Source organism: Candidatus Accumulibacter sp. ACC007 (genome assembly GCF_907163205.1).
GTDB classification, from domain to species: Bacteria; Pseudomonadota; Gammaproteobacteria; order Burkholderiales; family Rhodocyclaceae; genus Accumulibacter; species Accumulibacter regalis.
Genome location: NZ_CAJQUD010000001.1, coordinates 2,334,830 through 2,355,542 on the forward strand (window position 1 = coordinate 2,334,830; position 20,713 = coordinate 2,355,542).

Annotated in this window: 18 protein-coding genes; 5 read left to right on the plus strand and 13 right to left on the minus strand. The window is 65.5% G+C overall.

The genetic code is table 11. The annotated features are described in order from the left end of the window. Positions 1-5: 5 nt before the first annotated feature. A complete protein-coding gene (gene folE2, locus QZ634_RS10225) occupies positions 6-815 on the minus strand; it encodes a GTP cyclohydrolase FolE2 (protein WP_291987812.1) in 810 nt (269 codons plus the stop codon). Between the two features lie 574 nt (positions 816-1,389). On the opposite strand from folE2, the gene QZ634_RS10230 reads away from it, so the two are divergent. Both QZ634_RS10230 and QZ634_RS10235 read left to right on the plus strand, forming a co-directional pair. After that, the gene (locus tag QZ634_RS10230) at positions 1,390-2,313 is read left to right on the plus strand and encodes a MerR family transcriptional regulator (protein WP_291987814.1); all 924 of its coding nucleotides are present in this window, start codon (positions 1,390-1,392) and stop codon (positions 2,311-2,313) included. 316 nt (positions 2,314-2,629) lie between these two features. Then, entirely contained in the window at positions 2,630-4,570 is a 1,941-nt protein-coding gene (locus QZ634_RS10235) for a DNA methyltransferase (RefSeq protein WP_291987816.1), read from the plus strand. A gap of 24 nt (positions 4,571-4,594) precedes the next feature. Here QZ634_RS10235 and QZ634_RS10240 read toward each other — a convergent pair whose 3' ends face one another. The 3 genes from QZ634_RS10240 to QZ634_RS10250 are packed head-to-tail and all read right to left on the minus strand — an operon-like array spanning position 4,595 to position 6,894. Further along, a complete protein-coding gene (locus QZ634_RS10240; protein WP_291987818.1) occupies positions 4,595-6,172 on the minus strand; it encodes an IS66 family transposase in 1,578 nt (525 codons plus the stop codon). A 51-nt stretch (positions 6,173-6,223) separates the two neighbouring features. Continuing rightward, entirely contained in the window at positions 6,224-6,583 is a 360-nt protein-coding gene (gene tnpB, locus QZ634_RS10245) for an IS66 family insertion sequence element accessory protein TnpB (protein WP_291987820.1), read from the minus strand. Beyond that, on the minus strand, positions 6,583-6,894 hold the full coding sequence (locus QZ634_RS10250) for an IS66 family insertion sequence element accessory protein TnpB (RefSeq protein ID WP_291985082.1): 312 nt from the start codon (positions 6,892-6,894) through the stop codon (positions 6,583-6,585). Before QZ634_RS10250 ends, tnpB begins: the two co-directional genes overlap by 1 nt. A 113-nt stretch (positions 6,895-7,007) precedes the next feature. Between QZ634_RS10250 and QZ634_RS10255 the strand changes: the two genes are divergently transcribed. Then, a complete protein-coding gene (locus QZ634_RS10255; protein WP_291987822.1) occupies positions 7,008-8,507 on the plus strand; it encodes a type IIL restriction-modification enzyme MmeI in 1,500 nt (499 codons plus the stop codon). 326 nt (positions 8,508-8,833) lie between these two features. Here QZ634_RS10255 and QZ634_RS10260 read toward each other — a convergent pair whose 3' ends face one another. From QZ634_RS10260 to QZ634_RS10280, 5 genes are all read right to left on the minus strand, one after another. Next, on the minus strand, positions 8,834-9,763 hold the full coding sequence (locus QZ634_RS10260; protein WP_291987824.1) for a peptidylprolyl isomerase: 930 nt from the start codon (positions 9,761-9,763) through the stop codon (positions 8,834-8,836). Between the two features lie 114 nt (positions 9,764-9,877). Continuing rightward, complete coding sequence (locus QZ634_RS10265) at positions 9,878-10,501, minus strand: YSC84-related protein (protein WP_291987826.1); 624 nt, start codon at positions 10,499-10,501, stop codon at positions 9,878-9,880. A gap of 126 nt (positions 10,502-10,627) precedes the next feature. After that, the gene (locus QZ634_RS10270; protein WP_291987828.1) at positions 10,628-11,125 is read right to left on the minus strand and encodes a DUF1269 domain-containing protein; all 498 of its coding nucleotides are present in this window, start codon (positions 11,123-11,125) and stop codon (positions 10,628-10,630) included. A 279-nt stretch (positions 11,126-11,404) separates the two neighbouring features. Next, positions 11,405-13,144 (minus strand): SulP family inorganic anion transporter, encoded by a 1,740-nt coding sequence (locus QZ634_RS10275; protein WP_291987830.1) that lies wholly within the window; start codon positions 13,142-13,144, stop codon positions 11,405-11,407. Between the two features lie 344 nt (positions 13,145-13,488). Beyond that, positions 13,489-14,343, minus strand: a complete 855-nt coding sequence (locus tag QZ634_RS10280; protein WP_291987832.1) for a polyphosphate kinase 2 family protein — start codon at positions 14,341-14,343, stop codon at positions 13,489-13,491. Between QZ634_RS10280 and QZ634_RS10285 the strand changes: the two genes are divergently transcribed. Together QZ634_RS10285 and QZ634_RS10290 are read left to right on the plus strand one after the other, a co-directional pair. Further along, positions 14,342-15,232 (plus strand): hypothetical protein, encoded by an 891-nt coding sequence (locus tag QZ634_RS10285; protein ID WP_291987834.1) that lies wholly within the window; start codon positions 14,342-14,344, stop codon positions 15,230-15,232. The two genes, QZ634_RS10280 and QZ634_RS10285, sit on opposite strands and share 2 nt — an antisense overlap. A 290-nt stretch (positions 15,233-15,522) precedes the next feature. Continuing rightward, positions 15,523-16,149 carry a TMEM165/GDT1 family protein gene (locus QZ634_RS10290; RefSeq protein ID WP_291987836.1) on the plus strand — a complete coding sequence of 209 codons (627 nt, stop codon included), beginning with the start codon at positions 15,523-15,525 and terminating at the stop codon, positions 16,147-16,149. Between the two features lie 82 nt (positions 16,150-16,231). On the opposite strand, the gene cydB is transcribed toward QZ634_RS10290, so the two are convergent. The 4 genes from cydB to QZ634_RS10310 all read right to left on the minus strand — a co-directional run bounded on the left by cydB (position 16,232) and on the right by QZ634_RS10310 (position 20,709). Next, positions 16,232-17,239 carry a cytochrome d ubiquinol oxidase subunit II gene (gene cydB / locus QZ634_RS10295; protein ID WP_291987838.1) on the minus strand — a complete coding sequence of 336 codons (1,008 nt, stop codon included), beginning with the start codon at positions 17,237-17,239 and terminating at the stop codon, positions 16,232-16,234. After that, entirely contained in the window at positions 17,236-18,645 is a 1,410-nt protein-coding gene (locus QZ634_RS10300) for a cytochrome ubiquinol oxidase subunit I (RefSeq protein WP_291987840.1), read from the minus strand. The genes cydB and QZ634_RS10300 overlap by 4 nt, the downstream gene beginning before the upstream one ends. A gap of 13 nt (positions 18,646-18,658) precedes the next feature. Continuing rightward, positions 18,659-19,426 carry a glucose 1-dehydrogenase gene (locus tag QZ634_RS10305; protein ID WP_291987842.1) on the minus strand — a complete coding sequence of 256 codons (768 nt, stop codon included), beginning with the start codon at positions 19,424-19,426 and terminating at the stop codon, positions 18,659-18,661. 80 nt (positions 19,427-19,506) lie between these two features. After that, positions 19,507-20,709 carry an MFS transporter gene (locus QZ634_RS10310; RefSeq protein WP_291987844.1) on the minus strand — a complete coding sequence of 401 codons (1,203 nt, stop codon included), beginning with the start codon at positions 20,707-20,709 and terminating at the stop codon, positions 19,507-19,509. Positions 20,710-20,713 lie beyond the last annotated feature (4 nt).

A 20,713-nucleotide genomic window follows, 5' to 3' on the forward strand; every position in this document is an offset into this window, starting at 1 on the left:
GCCGTTCAGGCGCGTTGAGGATTTTCGCCACAGATCTCGGCATAGGCCGAGTGGTTGTGGATCGATTCGAAGTTCTCCGACTTCACCGTCCATTGCGCGATCCGTGGCTCTTTCATCAGACGCAGCGCGATGTCGCGGACCAGGTCCTCGACGAACTTCGGGTTGTCGTAGGCGCGCTCGGTCACCCACTTCTCGTCCGCGCGCTTGAGCAATCCGAACACTTCGCACGAGGCTTCCTCCTCGGCCAGCCGCACCAGTTCCTCGGGTGACATCCCCGAACGCAGGCGAGCGCTGATCGTGATGTGCGAGCGCTGGTTGTGCGCGCCGTAGGCACTGATCTCCCGGGAACACGGGCAGAGGCTGGTCACCGGCGCAACGATTGCGAGGGTCAGCTCGCTGCGCTGCCCTGCGCGCTTCTCGGCGATCATGCGCACGTCGTAGTCGAGCAGGCTCTTGGCGGCCGACACCGGCGCCGCCTTGCTGATGAAGTAGGGGAAGGCCAGCTCGATCTCACCGCTCTGCGCATCCAGGCGGAGGAGCATTTCGTCGAGCATGCGCAGCAGGCGGTTTACGTTCAGCGGCGCACGCTTCTCTTCGAGCAGCTCGACGAAGCGCGACATGTGCGTTCCCTTGAGCTCGGGCGGCAGGCCGACCGACATCGACAGTCTGGCGACGGTGTTCTGCACCTTGCCGGCCGCGTCGAGCAGCGCCAGCGGGTAACGCAGGCCCCTGACGCCAACCTTGTGAATCGCCAGCTGCCGCTGATCGGCGCTGGCCTGGATGTCGGGGAGAAAGAAGTATTCAGGTGCGTTCATGGCGTACTCTCCAGTGGCGAAAAAGCGAGTGCTCGAGGGTCGCTGGCCACAAGACCGCGCATCGAACGGATGGGCCTTCGTGTCCAGGACATATAAACCAGGGGCCGATAACGTCGGCAATCGCTCTCGGCAGCCGGCTCACTGCCATCCGGAGCAGTTGATGGGCGAGTTTCAGCCGCTCAGCGACCGTTGGCGCCGAACCTTGCCGGCCGCGGTCGGCGCTGAAACGCATACCCCAAGAATTATTTTGTCCAGGACATAAATACATGCCCTCTAATATATTGACGCATCGTCGATGTGTCAAGGCCTTTACGCCCTTTTTGTCCAGGACATCTATCGAGTCGCGTCAGGAATGATGGTTCGCGAATCGACCTTGCCGCAGGTCAGACGAAGGTCCCCGACCAGGCTCGACCCGCCATAGACTTCTCCAGCGCTTTTTCCACCTCGGCAACACAAGAAGCGGCGGCGCTGCGAACCCGTTAAATGTCCTGGACAATTTGAGACATCTAGGCTAACTTGCTCGGCAAACGTCTACGCCATGAGCGCCCTTCCTGCAACCACTTCCCGGCACGATATGAACAAGCTTCCAGTCATGAACATCGGCGCTGTCGAGCGCGACACCGGTCTCGGCAAGGACACCCTGCGCGTCTGGGAGCGCCGCTATGGCTTCCCGCAGCCGACTCGCGACGAGCACGGCGAACGCGCCTATCCTGCCGAGCAGGTCGATCGGCTACGCGTGATGAAGCGCCTGATCGACCAGGGCCTGCGCCCCGGCCGCCTGTGCGCCGCCAGCGAGGAAGAGTTTGCCGAGTTGAGCAAGGCCTGCGCATCGCCCCCGCGCAACGACTCCGGGCAGCACGCAGCGGTGATCGGCCAGACGCTCGCCCTGGTCAAGGCGAACGACGTTGCGGCGCTCCGCCAGCTGCTCAACCAGGCGATGATGCGGCTCGGCCTGCAGCGTTTCGTCATCGACGTGGTCGCGCCGCTCAATGACGCCGTCGGCGAAGCCTGGATGAGCGGCGAGTTCGAGGTTTTCGAGGAGCACCTGTACAGCGAGCAGATCAGGTCGCTGTTGCGGCAGGCGATCGGCAACCTGCCGGCCGCTGGCGGCGCGCCGCGCATCCTGCTGACGACGCCGCCCGACGAACAACACGTGCTCGGCTTGCTGATGGTCGAGGCCCTGCTCGCACTCGAGGGCGCGACCTGCATTTCGCTGGGCACGCAAACGCCACTGGTCGACATCGAAATGGCCGCCCGCGCCCACCGGGCCGACATCGTCGCCATCTCGCTTTCCGCTGCTTTCCCGGGACGACAGGTCGCTACGCTGGTCAGCCAGTTGCGCCAGATGCTGCCCGCGGCAATCGACCTGTGGGTTGGCGGCACGGGTGCTCAACGCGCGACGCCGAAGGCCGGCATCGTGCTGCTGCCGACCCTGCAGGCCACGCTCGACGCACTCGATGGGTGGCGAAACGAGCCCGCTGCTGTGCGCCACTCGTGAGTGGAGTCACGGCCACCATCCCCCTCACCCCCCACCCGCCGTCATTGCGAGGAGGCGCAGCCGACGCGGCAATCCAGTGCCACCCTCTCACTGCCTTTTCAGCGCATCGACCCGGAGAACAGCCAAACCTCTGGATTGCGACGTCGGCTGCGCCTCCTGGCAATGACGGGCGGGCTGATGTGACGTCGGACTTTCGGCCACCACGACGCCCCCGCGACGCTGTCATGCCTGCCGAAAGCCTGGCCAAGACGGCAGCACGACACTGACGGGAGGCCGGCGCGCCGCGACGCCATCCTCCATGTCATAATCCCGGCCCATGACCGAACCCAGCCCGAGCGCCGATCCCGAGACGGCGCAAGCCGCCGCCTTCATCGCCCGCTGGCGAACGGCCGACGGTTCCGAGCTGGCCAACTACCAGCTCTTCGTCACCGACCTCTGCCGGCTGCTCGACGTCCCCTCCCCCGACCCGGCGCGCGACGACACCCGCGACAACGCCTACGTCTTCGAGCGCAGGGTCAGTTTTCGCCACGGTGACGGCAGTTCGTCGAATGGCCGCATCGACTGCTACAAGCGCGGCCATTTCGTTCTCGAAGCCAAGAAGATCCGCCTCGACGTCGCCAGCAAGGCTTTCGACGACGCCCTGCAGCGGGCGCGCGGCCAGGCCGAAGGCTACGCCCGCGCGCTGCCTGCCAACGAGGGCCGGCCGCCGTTCCTGATCGTCGTCGATGTCGGCCAGGTCATCGAGCTGTACGCCGACTTCACGCGCTCCGGCGCCACCTACACGCCCTTCCCCGACCCGCGCTCGCACCGCATCCGCCTCGCCGACCTCGCCGAACGCGGCCTCCGCGAGCGCCTGCAGATGCTGTGGCGCGACCCGCTGGCGCTCGACCCCACGCGTGTCTCGGCGCGGGTCACGCGCGAGATTGCCGGCCATCTGGCGCGCATCGCCCGGACACTCGAAGGCGCCGGCCATCACCCCGAACTCGTCGCCGGTTTCCTCACCCGCTGCCTGTTCTCGATGTTTGCCGAAGACGTCGGCCTGCTGCCCAGGGAGAACGGCCAGGGCGCGTTCACCACCTTGCTCGAAACGCTGCAGAACAGTCCGCAGCAATTCGTCCCGCTGCTCGCCGCGCTGTGGCGCGAGATGGACACCGGCGGCTTTTCGGTCGTCCTGCGCGCGACGCTGCCGCGCTTCAACGGCAAGCTCTTCAAGCAGCCGGAAGTCATCGCCCTGGACCGCGAGCAGATCGGCCTGCTGCTGCAGGCCGCGCACGCTGACTGGACGCAGGTCGAACCGGCGATTTTCGGCACCCTGCTCGAACGTGCGCTGTCGCCCAGCGAGCGGCACGCGCTCGGCGCCCACTACACGCCGCGCGCCTACGTCGAACGTCTCGTCCTGCCGACCGTCGTCGAACCGCTGCGCAGCGAATGGCGCAACGTCCAGGCGGCGGCGCTGCTCCTCGCCAACGAAGGCAAACTCGACGCCGCGCGCGCCGAGGTCGACGCCTTCCACCACCGCCTGTGCCAGATTCGCGTCCTCGACCCGGCCTGTGGCTCGGCGAATTTTCTCTACGTCACGCTCGAACACATGAAGCGCCTCGAAGGCGAGGTGCTCGACCAGCTGCACGCCTTCGGGCGCGGCCAGCAACGCCTCGAAGCCGAAGGCCTGACCGTCGACCCGCACCAGTTCCTCGGCCTCGAACTCAACCCGCGCGCCGCCGCCATCGCCGAACTGGTGCTCTGGATCGGCTACCTGCAATGGCACTTCCGCACCAGCGGCAGCGGCCTGCCGCCGCAGCCGATCCTCAAGGATTTCCGCAACATCGAATGCCGCGACGCCGTGCTGGCCTGCGACGGCGTTGAAACCGTGCTCGACGAGCGCGGCGTGCCGGTCAGCCGCTGGGACGGCGTGACGACCAAGGCGCACCCGGTGACCGGCGAGCAGGTGCCCGACGAAAACGCCCGCACGCCACTGCAGCGCTACGTCAATCCGCGCAAGGCGAGTTGGCCGCAGGCCGATTACATCGTCGGCAACCCGCCGTTCATCGGTAACAAACGGATGCGCGATGCGCTCGGTGATGGTTACGCCGAGGCGCTACGCAAGACCTGGAATGACGTTCCCGAGTCGGCCGACCTGGTCATGTTCTGGTGGCACCACGCCGCGCAACTGGTCGCCCAGGGCAAGGTGCAGCGTTTCGGGCTGATCACCACCAACAGCCTGACGCAAGCCTTCAATCGCCGCGTCGTACAAGCGTAAGCGGTAACTACGCGGCGTCAGGCCCTACGTGCCGAGGCGGTACAAAGGCGTGCGAAGTGGATCGGCCGCGAAGAGCTGCTTCCAGAGACGAGGCGTGAGTTCCCGGACGCGCTCTGCCGGATGCTGGCCGACGCGCTGTAGCACATCGACCAGGTAGTCGTACGGGTCGATCTGGTGCAATCGACAGGTGGCGATCAGGCTGTGGATGATCCCCACCTGCCTGGCGCCCAGTTCGGTCCAGCAGAACAGCCAGTTGCGGCGCCCCATCGGGATCACGCGCAAGGCACGCTCGAGGTGGTTGGTGTCGATGGGCACGTCCGGGTCGGTGAGGAAGACCTCCAGTCCACATCGTCGGTCGCGCGCATAGGCGAGCGCCTTGGTCAGCGGATTGCTGGGGAGCAGCCCCTGGGCCGCGAAGCGTTCGCCGATCCAGGCGAAGAAGCGCTCGACGATCGGCCTGGCATGCGCCAGGCGATAGTCCCGCTTGCCGGCGCCAGAGAGCTTCTCTTCCCGGATGGATTCTTCCACCTGATAGAGCGCACCGATCAGTTCCAGCGCCTGGCCCGCCGCTTCCGGCTCGACGGTTTGTGCCTCGAAGAAGTTGCGGCGGGTATGCGTCCAGCACTGGGCATGGGTGATCCCGGTCCTGGTCGCATAGTGCGCATAGGCGTGGTAACCGTCGGACAAGAGGACCGCTCGTTCGGCAGGCGTCAGTCCCAGCGCCGCCTCGACGTGTTTGATCTCCCGGCTCGGGAAGAACGGGAAACAGATTTCGTCCAGTTCGCCATAGACTGGCCAGAAGAAGGCTTTCTTCAGCTTGCCCGGTCCCGCCTGTCCGGCCTTGATCGGCGTCTCGTCCATGGCCTTGACGCGTGACTCGCGAATCGAGGCGAACTGGGCCTCGTAGATCGGTTCGAGCAGGGCGATGCCCTGTTGCGCGATCTGCGTCAGCCAGGGGCGACTGACCGTGATCCCGGCGTCGGCGAGGCGCTGGTGCTGGCGATACAGCGGCAGGTGGTAGGCAAACTTGTCGAGCAGCAAGCCGGCAACGAAGCTCACGTCCGCCCGGCTGCCGTCGATCACCCCGGCCGGTGCGGCGGCGCAAACGAGCGCTTCACTGGCCTTGATCTTGACCACCGGCCGCCGATACTTGATCACCACGTAGCTTCCCGGCCGTTGCGCCAGGCGATAGCTTTCCTTGTGGCTGATCACCTCGTACTCTTCCGCAGTAAGGCCGTCGGTTTCCGGAGCCGCGAGTTCGATGACTTCGACCGGCACGCGTGACTCGTCGAAGAACGGGACGGCTTCGTCGTCCTGGCGGCGGGTCGCTGGCTTGCGGGTGTGGGCGGCTACCTGCTGGCCCGGGGGTGCCGGTAGCGTCGGCGGTGGAAGACACTCGCCGAAACTCATCTGGCCATTCGGACCCGTCTCGATGCGTCGTTCGCTCTTCTGCCCGAAGAGCTGGCGCTTGAACCAGTCGAGTTGCTGTTTGAGGGCGGTGACTTCCTGGCGCAGGGCGCCGATCAGTTCGACGATCTGTTGCGGGGTCAGTGCGGCCGCCTCGTCGAGGCTTGGGAAAGGGGTCGCAAGCGCCGGATTCATGCCGCTATTATACCGCGGGAGTCGTCTTCAAGACGCTGTTTAACATACATTTTATGTACATTTCTTGCTGTTTTTCGGGTGCTGATAACGCTTCTTGAAGCGCTTGGGCTCGATGCCTTCCAGGAGGAGCTTCAGGCCGGTCCAGTCGGTTTCCCGCGTGCTCACCTTCGACCAGTCGGAGACGAAGCGACCGGCTTCGAGGCGCTTGGCCCACAAGCAGAAACCCGTGCGATCCCAGTAGAGGACCTTCACCTGCGTGGCGCGGCGGTTGAAGAAGGCGAACAGCTGTCCGCTCAAGGGGTCCTGACCCAGCGCGTGGCGAGTCAGTGCGTACAGGCCGTCGAAGGAGTTGCGCAGATCGACCGGACGACCGTAGACGTGCACCCGGATCTGGCCTTCGGGGAAGAACATCAGCCGCGCACCAGGTGTAGCTGCAGGCCGCCGCCGAGATCCAGGGTCAGCTCGATACGTCCCGACCGCCCGGTTTCGCTTTGCAGCGGGCCGACATCGACGAAGCCTGTCGACGCCGAGTTGACCAAGGCGTCGCATCGGCCCATCGGCGCGCCCAGTCGGCTGCGCCACCGGTAGAAGCTGGTATCGCTGATGCCTTCGCGATTGCAGAAGGCCTCCACCGCCAAACCGCTGCCGAAAAATCGCGACAGCACCTGCCGCCACTCGTCCGCGCTACGCCGTGCCCGCCGGCTCTCTTGATTCGTTGCCATCTTGACCTCCTCATCTTCTCGCGTGTCAATGAGGAAATTGTCGACGCCAGCGCCGCGCCTGGGAAGAACGCCGCGGAGTTACCGGTTACGTACAAGCCGCGCTTACAAACGGCATGTCGCTTGCTTTCGGGGTGCCCGACCACCCGTGGATCGATAGCGCCGACGGCGCCGCCGTACGCATCGCGATGACCGTCGGAACGCAGGGCAGCAGCGAAGGCCGACTGCTCAGCGTGACCGCCGAGTGCGAAGGCAAGGGCGACGGGCTGGAGGTGACACTGCACGAGCAGTCCGGCCTGCTACATGCCGACTTGCGTGTCGGCGCAAACGTGGCATCGGCAAAACCGTTGTTGGCAAACAGTCGCATCTCCACCAACGGATTCATGCTTGCCAGCTCGGGGTTCATCGTTACAACCCAAGATGCTTCACGCCTTGACGCCGATGCTCCGACCAAGCCCTACCGGAATGGCCGCGACCTGACCGACCGACCACGCGACGTGCTGCTTATCGACTTTTTCGGTCACGATGCCGACCAAGTGCGTCACCGCTGGCCAGCCAGCTATCAATGGGTGCTTGAGCATGTGAAACCGGAGCGCGACCACAATAACCGCCCGCGCCTTCGCGAACACTGGTGGTTGTTCGGCGAGGTGCGTAAGACACTGCGCGCTGCGATGGTTGGCTTGCCGCGCTACATCGCCACGGTAGAAACCACCAAGCATCGCGTCTTTCAGTTCCTCGAAGCCAACATTGCACCAGATCACATGCTTATAGGCATCGCGCTCGCCGATAGCTATTTTCTCGGTGTGCTATCGAGCCGAGTGCATGTCGTCTGGGCACTTGCTGCCGGCGGCCGCTTGGGTATGGGGAACGACCCGCGCTACAACAAATCCCGTTGCTTCGAACCCTTCCCCTTCCCCGTCGCCAACCCCGACCAAGCCACCCGTATCCGCGACCTTGCCGAGCAACTCGACGCCCATCGCAAGCGCCAGCAAGCCGCTCACGCCACTCTGACGCTGACCGGCATGTACAACGTTCTCGAAAAACTGCGCCGCGGCGACGTACTCGCTGCCAAGGAAAAGACGATCCACGAGCAGGGCCTGGTCAGCGTGCTGAAGACGCTGCACGACGAACTCGACGCCGCCGTTCTCGACGCCTACGGATGGAGCGACCTCCGTGCGGCGCTCGCCGACCCGGCGCAGAAAGACGCGGCCAGCGAAACCCTGCTCGTCCGCCTGGTGGCGCTGAACGCAGAACGCGTGGCGGAGGAAGCGCGTGGCGAGGTGCGCTGGCTGCGGCCGGAATACCAGCACCCGCAGGCAGTGGCCAGCCAGTCGTCGCTGGCCATCGACGATGCGGCAGGAAAACAGGCGGCGCTCGCCGCCGCCGTTCCGGCCGGCGCCACCGCACGCCAGCCCTGGCCAGCCGCGCTGCCCGAGCAGGTCGCCGCCGTCGCCGCCGCACTGGCGGGCGCGCCGGCACCGCTTTCGGAAACCGAACTGGCGGCGCGCTTCACCGGCAAGGGGGCGTGGAAAAAACGCCTGGCGCAAATCGTCGACACCCTCGAAGCGCTCGGCCGCGTGCGCCGTCAGGGCGCGCTACTGAGCAGCGCCGGCTAGGCGCACCCGCCGTACGGCATTCGTGACGGGATTTCCGGCCACCATCCGCCCCCCAACCGTCATTGCGAGGAGGCGGCAGCCGACGCGGCAATCCAGAGATTTGGCTTTTCGCGTGATCAACAGGTCAATGTGGCGGGAACGAGTGAGAGGATGGAACTGGATTGCCACGTCGGCTGCGCCTCCTCGCAATGACGGGGTGGGGCGGCGGGTGTAGTGCTGCATTCCTGACGAGACTTTCACCAACTCCGAAAGCCGCGCAAAAGATGACGGGCCGGCGGGAAGTCTCGAGTTTCAACCGGCGTGCAGCACTACACCACGAGCAGGGGTTACTTGCCGGCGCCTGCAGGCGCCGGGGCTGGCGCTGCCGCCGGGGTGGCTGCCGGCGCCGCGGCCGGGGCTGACGCTTCGATAATCGCGATCTTGGCCTTGGCCTTGAGATCGTCGAGCAGTTTCGTCAGTTGCTGCTGCTGCAGGTGTTGCGCCAGATCGGCTTTCACTTGGTCGAAGGGAGGTGCTTGTACCGGCCGGGTGTCTTCCAGCAGGATGACGTGATAGCCAAACTGGGTGTGCACCGGCTCCTGCGTGAAGCTGCCCTTTTCCAGCTTGCTGGCTGCGCTGCCGAACTCCGGCACCATCGAGCCCGTGTCAAACCAGCCCAGCTCGCCGCCATTGGCCTTGGAGCCGGGATCCTTGCTTTTTTCCCTGGCCAGCTTTTCGAACGCTGCCGGATCTTTCTTCAGCCTGGCGATGATGTCCCTGGCTTCGGCCTCGGTCTCGACCAGGATATGGCGCGCCTTGTACTCGCTGCCGGCGGCCATTTCCTTCATGCGCTCGTATTCGGCTTTCAGCATTTCGTCGCTGACCGGATTGGTCTTGATGAAGTCCTGGACATAGGCGTTGGCCAGGATCGACTGCCTGAGCATATCGAATTGGTCGCTGATCTCGGGCATCTTGTCCAGTCCCTTCTTCACCGCCTCCTCGGCGATCAGCATTTGCACGGTCAGATGCTCGATGATCCCCCTGCGCGTTTCGGGAGTGTCCGGTTGGCCGGTGCTGGCGCCCTGCTTGACGATCATGTCGACACGCGCCTTGGTGATGGCGGTGCCGTTCACGGTCGCCACGGCGTCTTCCTGCACCACCGGCGCGGCGGCTTCCTTCACTGCCGGTGCAGCGGCTTTTTGCTCGGAGTTGCAGGCGCTGAGGGCGAGCAGCGAAGCGGCGCTGGCGAGCAGGACTCGGGATTTGATGAATCTCATGGATGTTTCCTTGCAGTGAAAGTGGCGTCCGCTGGCACCTGCGCCCGACCTGCGGCGCAGATTGCCAGCGAAACGAATGGTTGAGGAACGAAACGGCGATGCAGCGCGAAGGACTCAGTTGAGGTCGGCGTCCTTGAAGAATTTTGTCCCCGACACCGTGAGCGTGGCCGAAAGCCCGCTCTCGGTCAGTTGGTACAGGTAAACGCCGGGTGCCACCGACGCGGCGCCGGCAAACATGCTGCCCTGACCGCGGTCCATCGCCGCGAAGCTGGCCTGGCCGCCGAAGTCCCAGCCCTGGTCGATGAAGTTGCGCAGGGCCTGCTCGCTGGCGAAGACGAAGATCAGGCGGTTCTTGTTGACCCCGAAGCCCAGCCCGCCCTGCACCTGCGCCATCTGCATGAAGGTCTGGCGACCGGTCATTTGATTGACGACCATGCCCTTGCCGGTGGTGCCACCGGCAAAGAAGAGCTTGATGCCGAAGGTGCTGAAAACGGCATAGCCCGCCGAACGTTCGATCGCCCGCTGCGCCCCCGGCGCGATCTCGTAGAGCGAGCTCAGCGCATCCTGTGACATCTCGCGAACCTGGTGCCTGCCCTGAATGATCTTTCCTTCGTTCGGTACGCCGGCGGGCAGGACGTTCTCGACGTCCTTCACGGGGTCCCAGGACCATTGCTGGGCGGCGAGCGGTGGCGAAGCGAGACAGATGGCTGCGGCGCAGACCAGCAGGCGTGTTTTCATAGTGTGTTCTCCTGAAGCATGGGTGTCGCGATACGAAGGAATCATGGCCTGTTCATCTGCCGTCAGCGGGGCGCCATTGCCGGCGAATGGCGGCGGCGTGCCGACTGACCGCCGCCTGCCGTACGCTCAGCCGACCGCCGGCGCGGCGCTGAGAGCCGCCTGCAGCTTCGCTTCGTCCTGGTGCGACAGCGTCGTCTCGATGAGCTTGCCGCCGGTGCCCTGCAGTGCTTCCAGCACCTTGTCGGGATCTGCCTGACGGACCAGGACGAAGAGCACGGAACTGCCGTTCTTGAACGTCGCCGCGAGATCCTTCAGGAATTCCTCGTCGACGCCGGCGCCGGCCAGCGCACCCCTGATCGCGCCGCCGCGCACGTCGCTCGCCATGCCGAGCACCGGGTCCATGACGATGGCCCCGACCAGCGTATTCCAGAAACCCTTGCTCGCTTCGACCACGGCGGCCGGCTGGTACATCTGCAGCAGGGTGACCTCGCCCTGGCCGTCCTTGACGGCAACAAGCGCCTCCTCGAGATCGACGAGGTGGTCCTGCTGCAGCTTGCGCAGCTTGGTGCGGACTTCTTCTGCCCGGAATTGATCATCGTAGGCAATTACCACGAGCTTGCTCATGAAACGTTCTCCTAGCTGGGTTGAGTGACAGTGATCGGAGTGCGTACTGCACCGCGTCCGCGATGCCAGGGCAATCGCTTGAATTGCGACCGCAACCGCTCGCCCTCTTCGGCCGGAAGGATATCACCTACGCAGCCAGTTGCCGCGTCGGCTTCGCCGCCCCGAACTGACGGTGTGGGTCGGCAAAAAGACAGCCCTGCCCCCGCATGGCCCTGTTCGCTTGCCGGTGGTGGCAGGGGCTTCGTCCAGCGTTCGCCTGAAACTCCCACGCCGCCGTGCTCAGGCCGGCGCAGCGCTCCCGTTCGCGGCCGCCGCCTCGCCCTTGCCGGGCTGGGCCTCGTACTCGGCGACGACCGCGTGGATCGAGCCGTAGATGGCGTGTTCGCCCAGGCTCTCCGTGATTCCATGCCGTTCGAATTGCGCACGCACGTCCATGGACAGGTGGGCAAAGACCATGCGGATTCCCTGCTCCCTGAGTGCCTGGCCGGTATCACGCAGCATCGCCGCTGCCGAGAAGTCGACGTCGCCGATCGCCGCCGCCTCGACACACAGGCAGGCCAGTGGTGGCTGTGCCCTGGCCTTGACCAGGAAAAGCACCTCCTCGGCGAACTGTGCGGCGTTGGCGTAGTACAGACTGTGGCTGAAGCGGTAGACCAGGACGCCGGACGCAATCTGCCGCGGCGTGCTCACCGGGACCATCTGCCAGCCTTTCCTGCGCTTGTCGGCGACGATCACCGAATTGTTGCCGCGGTAACCCCGGCGCACATGATCGAGCAGCGACAGGACCATGGCCAGGACGATGCCCTGCTCGACACCGACGACGACCACCGTTGCCGCGGTCAGCAAGGCCACCCAGAACTCGGCGCGCGCCTCGACGAAGATGCGCGTCATGCCCTTGACGTCGATCATCTTCAGTGCCACCAGGAAGACGATCGCCGAAAGGACGGCGGTCGGCAGGTGCGCCAGCGGCCCGGTCAGGAAGAGCAGGACGAGGAGCACGATGACGCTGGTGGTGAGCTGAGAAATCTGGCTGCGGCCACCGCCGCTGGCGACCATCTCGGTATTCGTCGGGCTGCCATTGACGATGAAGGTGCCGGACAGGCCGGCGCCGACGTTGGCCATTCCCAGCCCGACCATGTCCACGTTCTCGTCGAAGCGATCGCTGAAGCGGGCGGCGTAGGCACGCGAGGTGGCCGCGCTCTGCGAGAGGATGACCACGAAACAGGCCAGCGCGATCGGCATCAGCTTCCAGAGCAGCGGCCAGCTCCAGTCGACCTGCGGCAATCCCAGTGTCGGCAGGCCACTGGGTACCGCGCCAAGGGTCTCGAGGTGGGTATCCAGACTCAGCGCCCAACTGACGACGATGGCGGCGAGCACGGCGATCAGTCCGCCGGGGATCTTCGGCGAGATCCTTCGACCACCGACAATGATGGCCAACACGGCGAGCGAAACGGCGACGGCATAGGGATTGGTTTCCCCGACCGACTTCAGGTCGTGCACGATCTGCGCCAGGGGATGGTTGCCGATACGCGAAAGGCCCAGCAAGCCGGAAACCTCGAGCAGCGATACCTGCACGCCAACGCCGGTGAGAAAGCCGGTGAGCACGGTGCGCGAGAGAAAGTCGGCGAGGAAGCCCAGCCGCATCACCCGGGCGAGGAACATGAACGCCGCCGCCATCAGGGCGATCAGGCTGCACAGGGCCAGCCACTCGCTGGAGCCCTGCACGGCCATGCCGGCGAGACCGGCGGCGACCACCGCCGCGGTCGCCGAATCGGCATTGACGGACAGGTGCCGCGACGAGCCGAAGAGGGCGAACAGGCTCATCGGGATGAGAATGGTGTACAGGCCGGTGATCACCGGCGTACCGATTATCTTGGTGTAGCCCATGGTCCCGGGAATCGACAGCGCGGCCAGGGTGAAGCCGGCGATGATGTCGCGCCTGACGCCTGCCCGGTCGATCGGCAGGATGCCCTGCAGGATCGGCAAGCGGAAGCCACTGCCCTCGCGCGTCTCTGTCATCGTCCCCCTCCCTCGCCCGCCCCGGGCTCCCTGCTGCTCATGTAGTGCTGCCCTCTTGACGAGACCTTCACAAAGCCTGAAGTCAGTGGGCAACCCGGCACCCAGCCGGCACCCACCGTCATTGCGAGGAGGCGCAGCCGACGCGGCAATCCAGTTCCATTCTCTGACTATTGCTGCGCCACATCAGCCCGGCGAAAAACAAACCCTCTGGATTTCCACGTCGGCCACGCCTCCTCGCAATGACGTTCGGGTGCGTTTGGCGCCGCATTTCCGACGCGACTTTCAGCGCTTGAAACGCTGTCGTCGCTGGCATTCTTCGGTTCCACACTGCGTGCAACAGCACCCTAGCCTTTGCCGTTTCGCTTCTCCTGCGCCACCGCTGCGGCGTGATACTTGCGGCGCACGTCTTCGAGGTCCACCCGCGTCGGCGGCAGCTTGAGCTTCATCTCCTCCATGGTCTCGGCAATGATCTGCGAAGCCGCCAGGTTACGGAACCACTTGTGATTCGCCGGGATGACGTACCACGGCGCATGCGCGGTACTTGTCTTGACCAGAGCCTCTTCATACGCTTCGACGTACTGCGGCCACAGCTCGCGCTCCGAGTAGTCCGACTCGCTGATTTTCCAGTTGCGGGCGGGATCGTCGAGCCGTTGCTTGAAACGTTCGAGCTGTTCCTCGGGGCTGATGTGCAGGAAGAACTTGAGAATGCGCGTGCCGTTCTCGGTGAGCAGCTTTTCGAAGTCGTTGATCAGGGCGTAGCGTTTCGACCACACCGATTCGGGGACCAGCCCGTGCACGCGCACGACCAGAACATCCTCGTAGTGGGAACGGTTGAAAACGACCACTTCGCCGTTGCCCGGCGTTCGCTGGTGCGCACGCCACAGGAAATCGTGCGCCGCTTCGGCGGCGCTCGGCTGCTTGAAGCCGAACACCGACGTCCCCTGCGGATTCATGCCGCTGAACAGGTGGCGCACGACGCCGTCCTTGCCGGCAGCGTCAAGCGCCTGCAGCACGACGAGCAGCGACCGGTCGGCGTTGGCATAGAGCAGCGCCTGCAACTCGGCCATGCGCGTGACGTATTTGGTGATCTCCGGCTGCGCCGCTTCGTTCGAGGCGTGCCCGCCGCTCTGCGCCGGGTCGATCCTGGCCAGCTTGAGCTTCTTCCTGGGGTTGACGACAAATTCCTTGCGATAGTCCATGCCTTGGAGCTCCTTTCCCGGGTTGCAGGCGTTGGCTGCTGGTGCGCTCGCCGGTGCCAGCTGGCTTGAATTTCGCGGCTGGCGGCAGAACACCGTCTTCGGCCGGAAGAATATCACCTGCGCCGCCACTCGCCGCGCCGGCTGCCGTTTTCCGCGTCGCCAACGTTCGCCGCAAAAAATGCCAGACGCCGCTCAGCGGCGGGTGCAATTGCCGCGCTTCTCGACCGGCAGAGAGCGACCGGGCGACGCAACGACGGTCAGTGGCAACGTGCTATATTGCCTGTCGCCAGACCGGCACGACCCGCAGCACAACTGGATGATCGACATGAAGACTGTTCATTACTTTCTCCTGGGGATTTTCGCCGCAGCGGCCGCCGCGGCGCAGCCAATCTACGAAACGCCCGGCAAGGACGGCCCCGTCTTCTCCGACCTGCCAAGCCAGGGGCGGGACCTGCCAAGCCCGGGGGCGACCGAGGTAACCTTGCCGCCGATCAACCTCAGCGACTCGCCGCCAGCGGCGCCGAAACCGCCCGCACAGACCCAGGCCGTCGCTGCCCATTACCAGTCGCTGGCGATCACCGAGCCGGCAAGCGGCGGAACGATCCACTCGAACACCGGCCAGATCCCGGTTCGGCTCGCCATCCAGCCGGCGCTGCGGGCCGATCAGGGTGACGCCATCGTCGTCAGTCTGGATGGTGGCGCGCTGCCCGGCACGTACACCACGTCGCAGTTCGAGATCAGCCCGGCGCAATGGCAGGCAGCTGCCACGGACAGTGTCGAGCATCAACTCCAGGTGTCGATAATGGACCGCTCGGGAAAGCTGCTGATCACATCCGCGCCGCAGAGTTTCTACGTCCACCGCGCAACGGCGGGCAGCCGGGCGAGGTAGACCGGCCTGTCGCCGCAACCAGGCAACACCGGCAATCCCGGCGTCGATGGCATTGCACTGTACTGGTCGCGAGCCCTGCTCCTGCTGGAGGGGTCTCCGGGCGGGTTTCGGAGCGGCGGCCGATATCTGTCAATATCTGTCAATTCGTGCTCTCGATATGCCTCCGGACTTGCCGCGAACGGGTATACTCGCGCACTTTGCGGCGCGCCGATCAGCGAACTCTGCCATCGTGAGCAGGCCGCTTCCGTGAGCCCTTTCCGGAAACCCCGATCGACAACGCGCAGAGCCCCATGGAATCCTTTGCCTCCCTGCTGAGCACCGGCAACCTGGTCGAGCTGTCGGCCACGACGGCAACCAGCTTCGTCCTGATCGCCGCCGCCGAAATCGGCGACAAGAGCCAGCTGGTGTGCATGACCCTGGCCTCCCGGCACCGGCCGGCACCGGTGATGCTCGGCGCACTGGCCGCCTTCGCTTTGCTCAATACGCTGGCGGTCGTCTTCGGGGTGGCCATTGCCAACTGGTTGCCGCCCTACGTCGTCGGCACGATCGTCGCCATCCTGTTCGCCCTCTTTGGCATTCATGCCTTGCGCGCCAAAGACGACGCAGACGATGAACAAGTCGAGGAGAAAAGCGGCCAGGGCATTTTCTTCACCACCTTCCTCTTGCTGACGGTGGCCGAGTTCGGCGACAAGACGCAGCTCGCGGTGGTGGCCCTGAGCAGCACTCAGGTTCCGGCCGCGGTCTGGCTCGGTGCCACCGCGGCACTGGCCGCCACGTCGGCGCTGGGAATCGTCGCCGGTCGCACCCTCCTGCAAAGAATCCCGATCGCGCTGCTGCACCGGATCAGCGGTGCCTTTTTCCTGATCCTGGCGTTGGTCGCCGCCTGGCAGGCCTACGCGGCTTACAGCGGGACGTAGCAGCGGCGATTGCCCAAGCGCAGCGCCTGCCATCCGCGGGGCACCTGACCGGGCGGCCGCAACGGATGCGCGCCCTGCCCTGTCAACCGTAGCCGCCGCGCACCTTGCCGCGAAACACCCAGTACACGCCGATGGTGTAGACGGCGATCACCGGCAGGACCACCACGCCGCCATAGAAGAGGAAGCGCAGCGAGGCGTCCGGCGCGGCGGCGTTGCCGACCGTGATGGCGTAGGGAACCATGTACGGCCAGAACATCACCCCCAGGGTCAGGAACGCCGCCACGAAAAACAGCGCGCTGAAAGCGAAGGGCCAGGCATCGCGCCTGACACGCGCACCCCATGCTGCCGCCAACAAGGCAAGCACGCCAAGCAACGGCAAGGCCCAGCCCCAGGAGCGGTCGGCCAGATGGCCCTGTGCCACGGCACCGGCATCGACCCCCAGCACGGTGGCAAAGGCGGTGGCGATGATCACGAAGACGATGGCCACCAGCCAGCCGATGCGCGCGTAGGCCCAGTCGCGCAGCGCGCCGTCACTCTTGAAGACGATCCAGCCGGCGCCGAGCAGGGCGTAACCGAACACCAGGCCGACGCCGGTGAGTACGGCGAACGGATGCAGCCAGTCAAACGAGCCGCCGGCGTACTGGCCGTCGACGACACGGATGCCGCGCATCATCGCGCCCACCGCCGCACCCTGCACGAAGGCAACGACGATCGAACCGATGGAGAAACCCCAGTCCCACAGCCAGCGCAGGCGTTGGCTGCGGTAGCGGAACTCGAAGGCGACGCCGCGAAAAATCAGGCCGAACAGCAGGAGCAGCACCGGGATGTAGAAGGCGCTCAGGAACACCGCATAGACCGTCGGAAAAGTGGCGAAAAGCCCGGCGCCGACGACCACCAGCCAGGTCTCGTTGCCGTCCCAGAACGGGGCGATGGTGTTCATCATCGACACGCGCCTGGCCTCGTCGGCGGTGGTCCCAAACAGAATACCGACGCCCAGGTCGAAGCCGTCGAGGATGACATAGACCATGATCGCCAGGGCGATCACCCCGGCCCAGAACAGCGCCAGGTTGCTGGGCGGAAGCTCGCTCATGGCGCTTGCCTCCCGCCGCGGCCGGTGGCGGTGTCGGGATGCCCGGCAAAGGCCAGCGGCCGGCGGCCGGTGGCTCCGCTGACCGGCTTCGCCTCCGGCCCCGGGCCGTCGCGCAGCAGGCAGTAGATGTAGTGCAGCCCGAAGCTGAACACGACCGCATAGACCAGCACGTAGCCGGCCAGAGAGAAAGCCACGTCGCCGGTGCTCAGCGAGGGAGTGACCGCGTCGCTGGTGCGCAGCAAGCCATAGACCACCCAGGGCTGGCGGCCCACCTCGGCGGTGTACCAGCCGGTGAGCACGGCGATGAAACCGGTCGGAAACGACAGGTAGGTGCACCACAGGTACCAGCGCGTCGTCTCCAGCCGGCCGCGCCAGCGCAGGAAGTTGCCGAACCACGAGACGGCGAGCATCACCAGCCCCATGCCGACCATGATGCGAAAGGCGAAGAACGGGATCACCACTGGCGGGCGGTCTTCCTTGACAAACGATTCCAGCCCGACCTCGGCCGATGTCCAGTTGCCCGAGGCGATCATGCTGCCGAGCCGGGGTACGGTGATCGCGAACAGGTTGCGCTCGTTGGCCTCGTCGGGCCAGGCGATGAGCACCTCGCTGGCCGGCTGCTCGTTCTTCCAGCGTGCTTCGATGGCCGCAAACTTGGCCGGCTGGTGCTTGAGCACGTACAGCCCCGTCAGGTGACCGAAGAAAAGCTGCACCGGGATCAGCAGCGCCACCAGGGCCAGCCCCCAATGCAGCATCACCCGGCCTTCGTCGCGGTGCACCTTGCGCAACAGGTACCAGGCGCCGGTGGCGGCGACGCACATCGCGCTGGTCAGGAAGGCGGCGAGCAGCATGTGCGGCCAGCGCACCATCTGCACCGGGCCGAGGACGATCTGCATCCAGTCGGCGGGGACGATCCTGCCGTCGATGATTTCATGGCCCAGCGGCACCTGCATCCAGCTGTTGTTGGCGAGAATCCAGAACGACGAGAACATGGTTCCCAGCGAGACCATGCAGCAGGCGAAGAAATAGAAGCGCGGCGACACCCGCTCGCGCCCGAGCAGCATGACGCCGAAGAAAGTGGCTTCGAGCATGAAGGCGGTGAACGCCTCGTAGCCGAGCAGCGGGCCCTGGATCGAGCCGGTCTTCGCCGCCAGCACGCTCCAGTTGGTGCCGATCTGGAAGGCCATGACGATGCCGGTGACCACGCCCATGCCGAACGACACCGCGAAGACCTTGAGCCAGAAGTCGAAGACCCGCCGGTACAGCGCGTTGCCGGTGAACAGGCGTGCGCCTTCGATGGTCGCCAACCACGCTGCCAGCCCGATGGTGAAGGCCGGGAAGATGATATGGAAGCTGATGACGAACGCGAACTGGATTCGCGACAGGACAACCGGATCGAGTTCCATGGCGGTTCCCCTGCTAAAGGCCGGGACTTCCCTGCATGATGCCGCCGTCGGCGAAAATGGTCGTCGCCGTGACATAACTGGCGCCGTCGCCAGCGAGGAAGGCGACAACGCTGCCGATCTCGGACGGCTGCGCCATGCGGCCCAGTGGAATGGCGTCGTCGAGTTTCTTGAGCAGCGCGGGATCGTTCATCGTGGCGGTATTGATCGGCGTGGCGATGGCGCCCGGACCGACGCCGACGACGAGGATCGCGTGCGGCGCGAGTTCAACGCCCGCCGTGCGCGTGAGCATGCGCATGCCGCCCTTGGACAGGCAATAGGGCGTGTTGCCGGGCATCGGCCAGTCTTCATGCACCGAGGTGATGTTGATGATGCGGCCGCCCCCGCCCTGCTTGATCATCTGGCGCGCGGCCAGCTGGGTGCCGAAGAAGGCGCTCTTCAGGTTGATGGCCATGACTTTTTCGTATTGCTCCTCGCTGGTATCGAGAATCGACGTGCGCGTTTCCACGCCGGCGTTGTTGACCATGATGTCCACGCGACCGAAGGCATCGACGGCGGCGGCAATCAGCTTTTCCAGCTCAGCCACCTGGCTGACGTCGGCGTGCACGCCGATGGCCTGGTCGCCAAGGGCGCGAACCTCCCGTTCCAGCGCTTCGGCGGTCTCCGGATGGACGACGTAGTCGATGACGATGTTGGCGCCCTGGCGGGCCAGTTCGAGGACGATGGCCAGGCCGATGCCGCTGTTGCCGCCGGTGACAATGGCGACTTTTCCTTTCAGGTTCATGCTCGTTTTCCTTTTCCGATGGGAATCATGGTCTGCACAAAGGGTGGTCGGTCTTCGCGCTCGTCGCCGGGCGCGACGTTTCACGGCCCGCTCGGCCTGCGTTGCGGGCTGCGGACGACGAGAACGGCGAGCGCCGCCAGGCCCAGCGCGACCGCCGTCGTCGCGCCATAGATGACGTTCAAGTCGAGTCCGAGCCGGCCTTGCAGCGGTCCGACGCCGAAAGCCGCGATACCGTAACCCATCTGGTAGAAGGCGATCAGCCCGCCGGCCACCGAACTGGCCATGCCCGGCAGTTGCTGCTGGCCGAAGCTGATCGCCAGCGGCAGCAGCGCCGAGCAACCGAGACCGGCCAGCGCGAAAGTGGCAATGCCGAGGAGAGGGTCGCTCCTGGGCAGCAAAGCGGCGCCGATCAGCGCACCCGCGACGACCCAGGGCAGCAGTTGGCAGCTTCGCCGTGGCGGGAGGAATCTCTCGATGGCCGCGAAGAGCATGCGTCCGCCGGTCACCGATCCCCAGAAGACGGTCAGCGCGAGCGAGGCCATGGTCGCGCTCGCGCCAAGCTCACGGCTCATGTACAGCGACGCCCAGTTGGCGTTGATCGTTTCGCAGACCCCGTAGAGCAGCGCGAAGGCGGCGAAGAGCCAGAAGCGCGCCGGCAGGCCGCTGCTCATCGGTGCATCGTTCCCGCCGCCGATCGCCGGCGCGCCGGCACAGAATGTCAGGCGCCGACTGAAAAGCAGCAGCCCGACGAGGGCGACCGCGACGAGTAGCGGCAGGCCCCACCAGATTCCCAGCCCGACGAACAGGGCCACGAAGAGTGGCGCCAGCGCGGTGCCCAGCCCGAGCAGGGCGTTCAGTCCGAGCACCGCCCGGTCCACCCGCTGCGGGAAAAAGGCCGCGGCAAGCGTGTTCAGCGTCGGCACGGTGAACCCGAAGCCGACCCCCAGCGACGCCGTGGCGAGCAGTAGCAGCCCGTAGGCCAGGGTGTGCTGACGCATGACCAGGCTGCTGACGATGAGCAGCGCCATGGCCAGCAGGTTGGCGAGCAGGCCGAGCAGGTAGATGCGCTTCGCGCCGAGCCGGCGCGCCAGGCCGGCGCCGAGCAGCGAGGCGCCGATGGCGGTGATCGCCTGCGGCACGAACATGCCGCCGTACTCGGTACTCGACAGCCCGTAGCCGGCGGCGGCGGTGAACACCGCGCTGGCCGCCGGGAAGGTCACCAGGGCGACGCCCTGAGCGACGCCGGCCAGATAGACGGCCGCGATTTCGCTGCGCTGTGCCATCGCC

What these genes read in the sequence shown, in the direction of transcription:
- folE2 (WP_291987812.1), bottom strand. Translation starts at nt 815, where the DNA reads ATGAACGCACCTGAATACTTCTTTCTCCCCGACATCCAGGCCAGCGCC.
- QZ634_RS10230 (WP_291987814.1), top strand. Translation starts at nt 1,390, where the DNA reads ATGAACAAGCTTCCAGTCATGAACATCGGCGCTGTCGAGCGCGACACC.
- QZ634_RS10235 (WP_291987816.1), top strand. Translation starts at nt 2,630, where the DNA reads ATGACCGAACCCAGCCCGAGCGCCGATCCCGAGACGGCGCAAGCCGCC.
- QZ634_RS10240 (WP_291987818.1), bottom strand. Translation starts at nt 6,172, where the DNA reads ATGAATCCGGCGCTTGCGACCCCTTTCCCAAGCCTCGACGAGGCGGCC.
- tnpB (WP_291987820.1), bottom strand. Translation starts at nt 6,583, where the DNA reads ATGTTCTTCCCCGAAGGCCAGATCCGGGTGCACGTCTACGGTCGTCCG.
- QZ634_RS10250 (WP_291985082.1), bottom strand. Translation starts at nt 6,894, where the DNA reads ATGGCAACGAATCAAGAGAGCCGGCGGGCACGGCGTAGCGCGGACGAG.
- QZ634_RS10255 (WP_291987822.1), top strand. Translation starts at nt 7,008, where the DNA reads ATGTCGCTTGCTTTCGGGGTGCCCGACCACCCGTGGATCGATAGCGCC.
- QZ634_RS10260 (WP_291987824.1), bottom strand. Translation starts at nt 9,763, where the DNA reads ATGAGATTCATCAAATCCCGAGTCCTGCTCGCCAGCGCCGCTTCGCTG.
- QZ634_RS10265 (WP_291987826.1), bottom strand. Translation starts at nt 10,501, where the DNA reads ATGAAAACACGCCTGCTGGTCTGCGCCGCAGCCATCTGTCTCGCTTCG.
- QZ634_RS10270 (WP_291987828.1), bottom strand. Translation starts at nt 11,125, where the DNA reads ATGAGCAAGCTCGTGGTAATTGCCTACGATGATCAATTCCGGGCAGAA.
- QZ634_RS10275 (WP_291987830.1), bottom strand. Translation starts at nt 13,144, where the DNA reads ATGACAGAGACGCGCGAGGGCAGTGGCTTCCGCTTGCCGATCCTGCAG.
- QZ634_RS10285 (WP_291987834.1), top strand. Translation starts at nt 14,342, where the DNA reads ATGCCTTGGAGCTCCTTTCCCGGGTTGCAGGCGTTGGCTGCTGGTGCG.
- QZ634_RS10280 (WP_291987832.1), bottom strand. Translation starts at nt 14,343, where the DNA reads ATGGACTATCGCAAGGAATTTGTCGTCAACCCCAGGAAGAAGCTCAAG.
- QZ634_RS10290 (WP_291987836.1), top strand. Translation starts at nt 15,523, where the DNA reads ATGGAATCCTTTGCCTCCCTGCTGAGCACCGGCAACCTGGTCGAGCTG.
- cydB (WP_291987838.1), bottom strand. Translation starts at nt 17,239, where the DNA reads ATGAGCGAGCTTCCGCCCAGCAACCTGGCGCTGTTCTGGGCCGGGGTG.
- QZ634_RS10300 (WP_291987840.1), bottom strand. Translation starts at nt 18,645, where the DNA reads ATGGAACTCGATCCGGTTGTCCTGTCGCGAATCCAGTTCGCGTTCGTC.
- QZ634_RS10305 (WP_291987842.1), bottom strand. Translation starts at nt 19,426, where the DNA reads ATGAACCTGAAAGGAAAAGTCGCCATTGTCACCGGCGGCAACAGCGGC.
- QZ634_RS10310 (WP_291987844.1), bottom strand. Translation starts at nt 20,709, where the DNA reads ATGGCACAGCGCAGCGAAATCGCGGCCGTCTATCTGGCCGGCGTCGCT.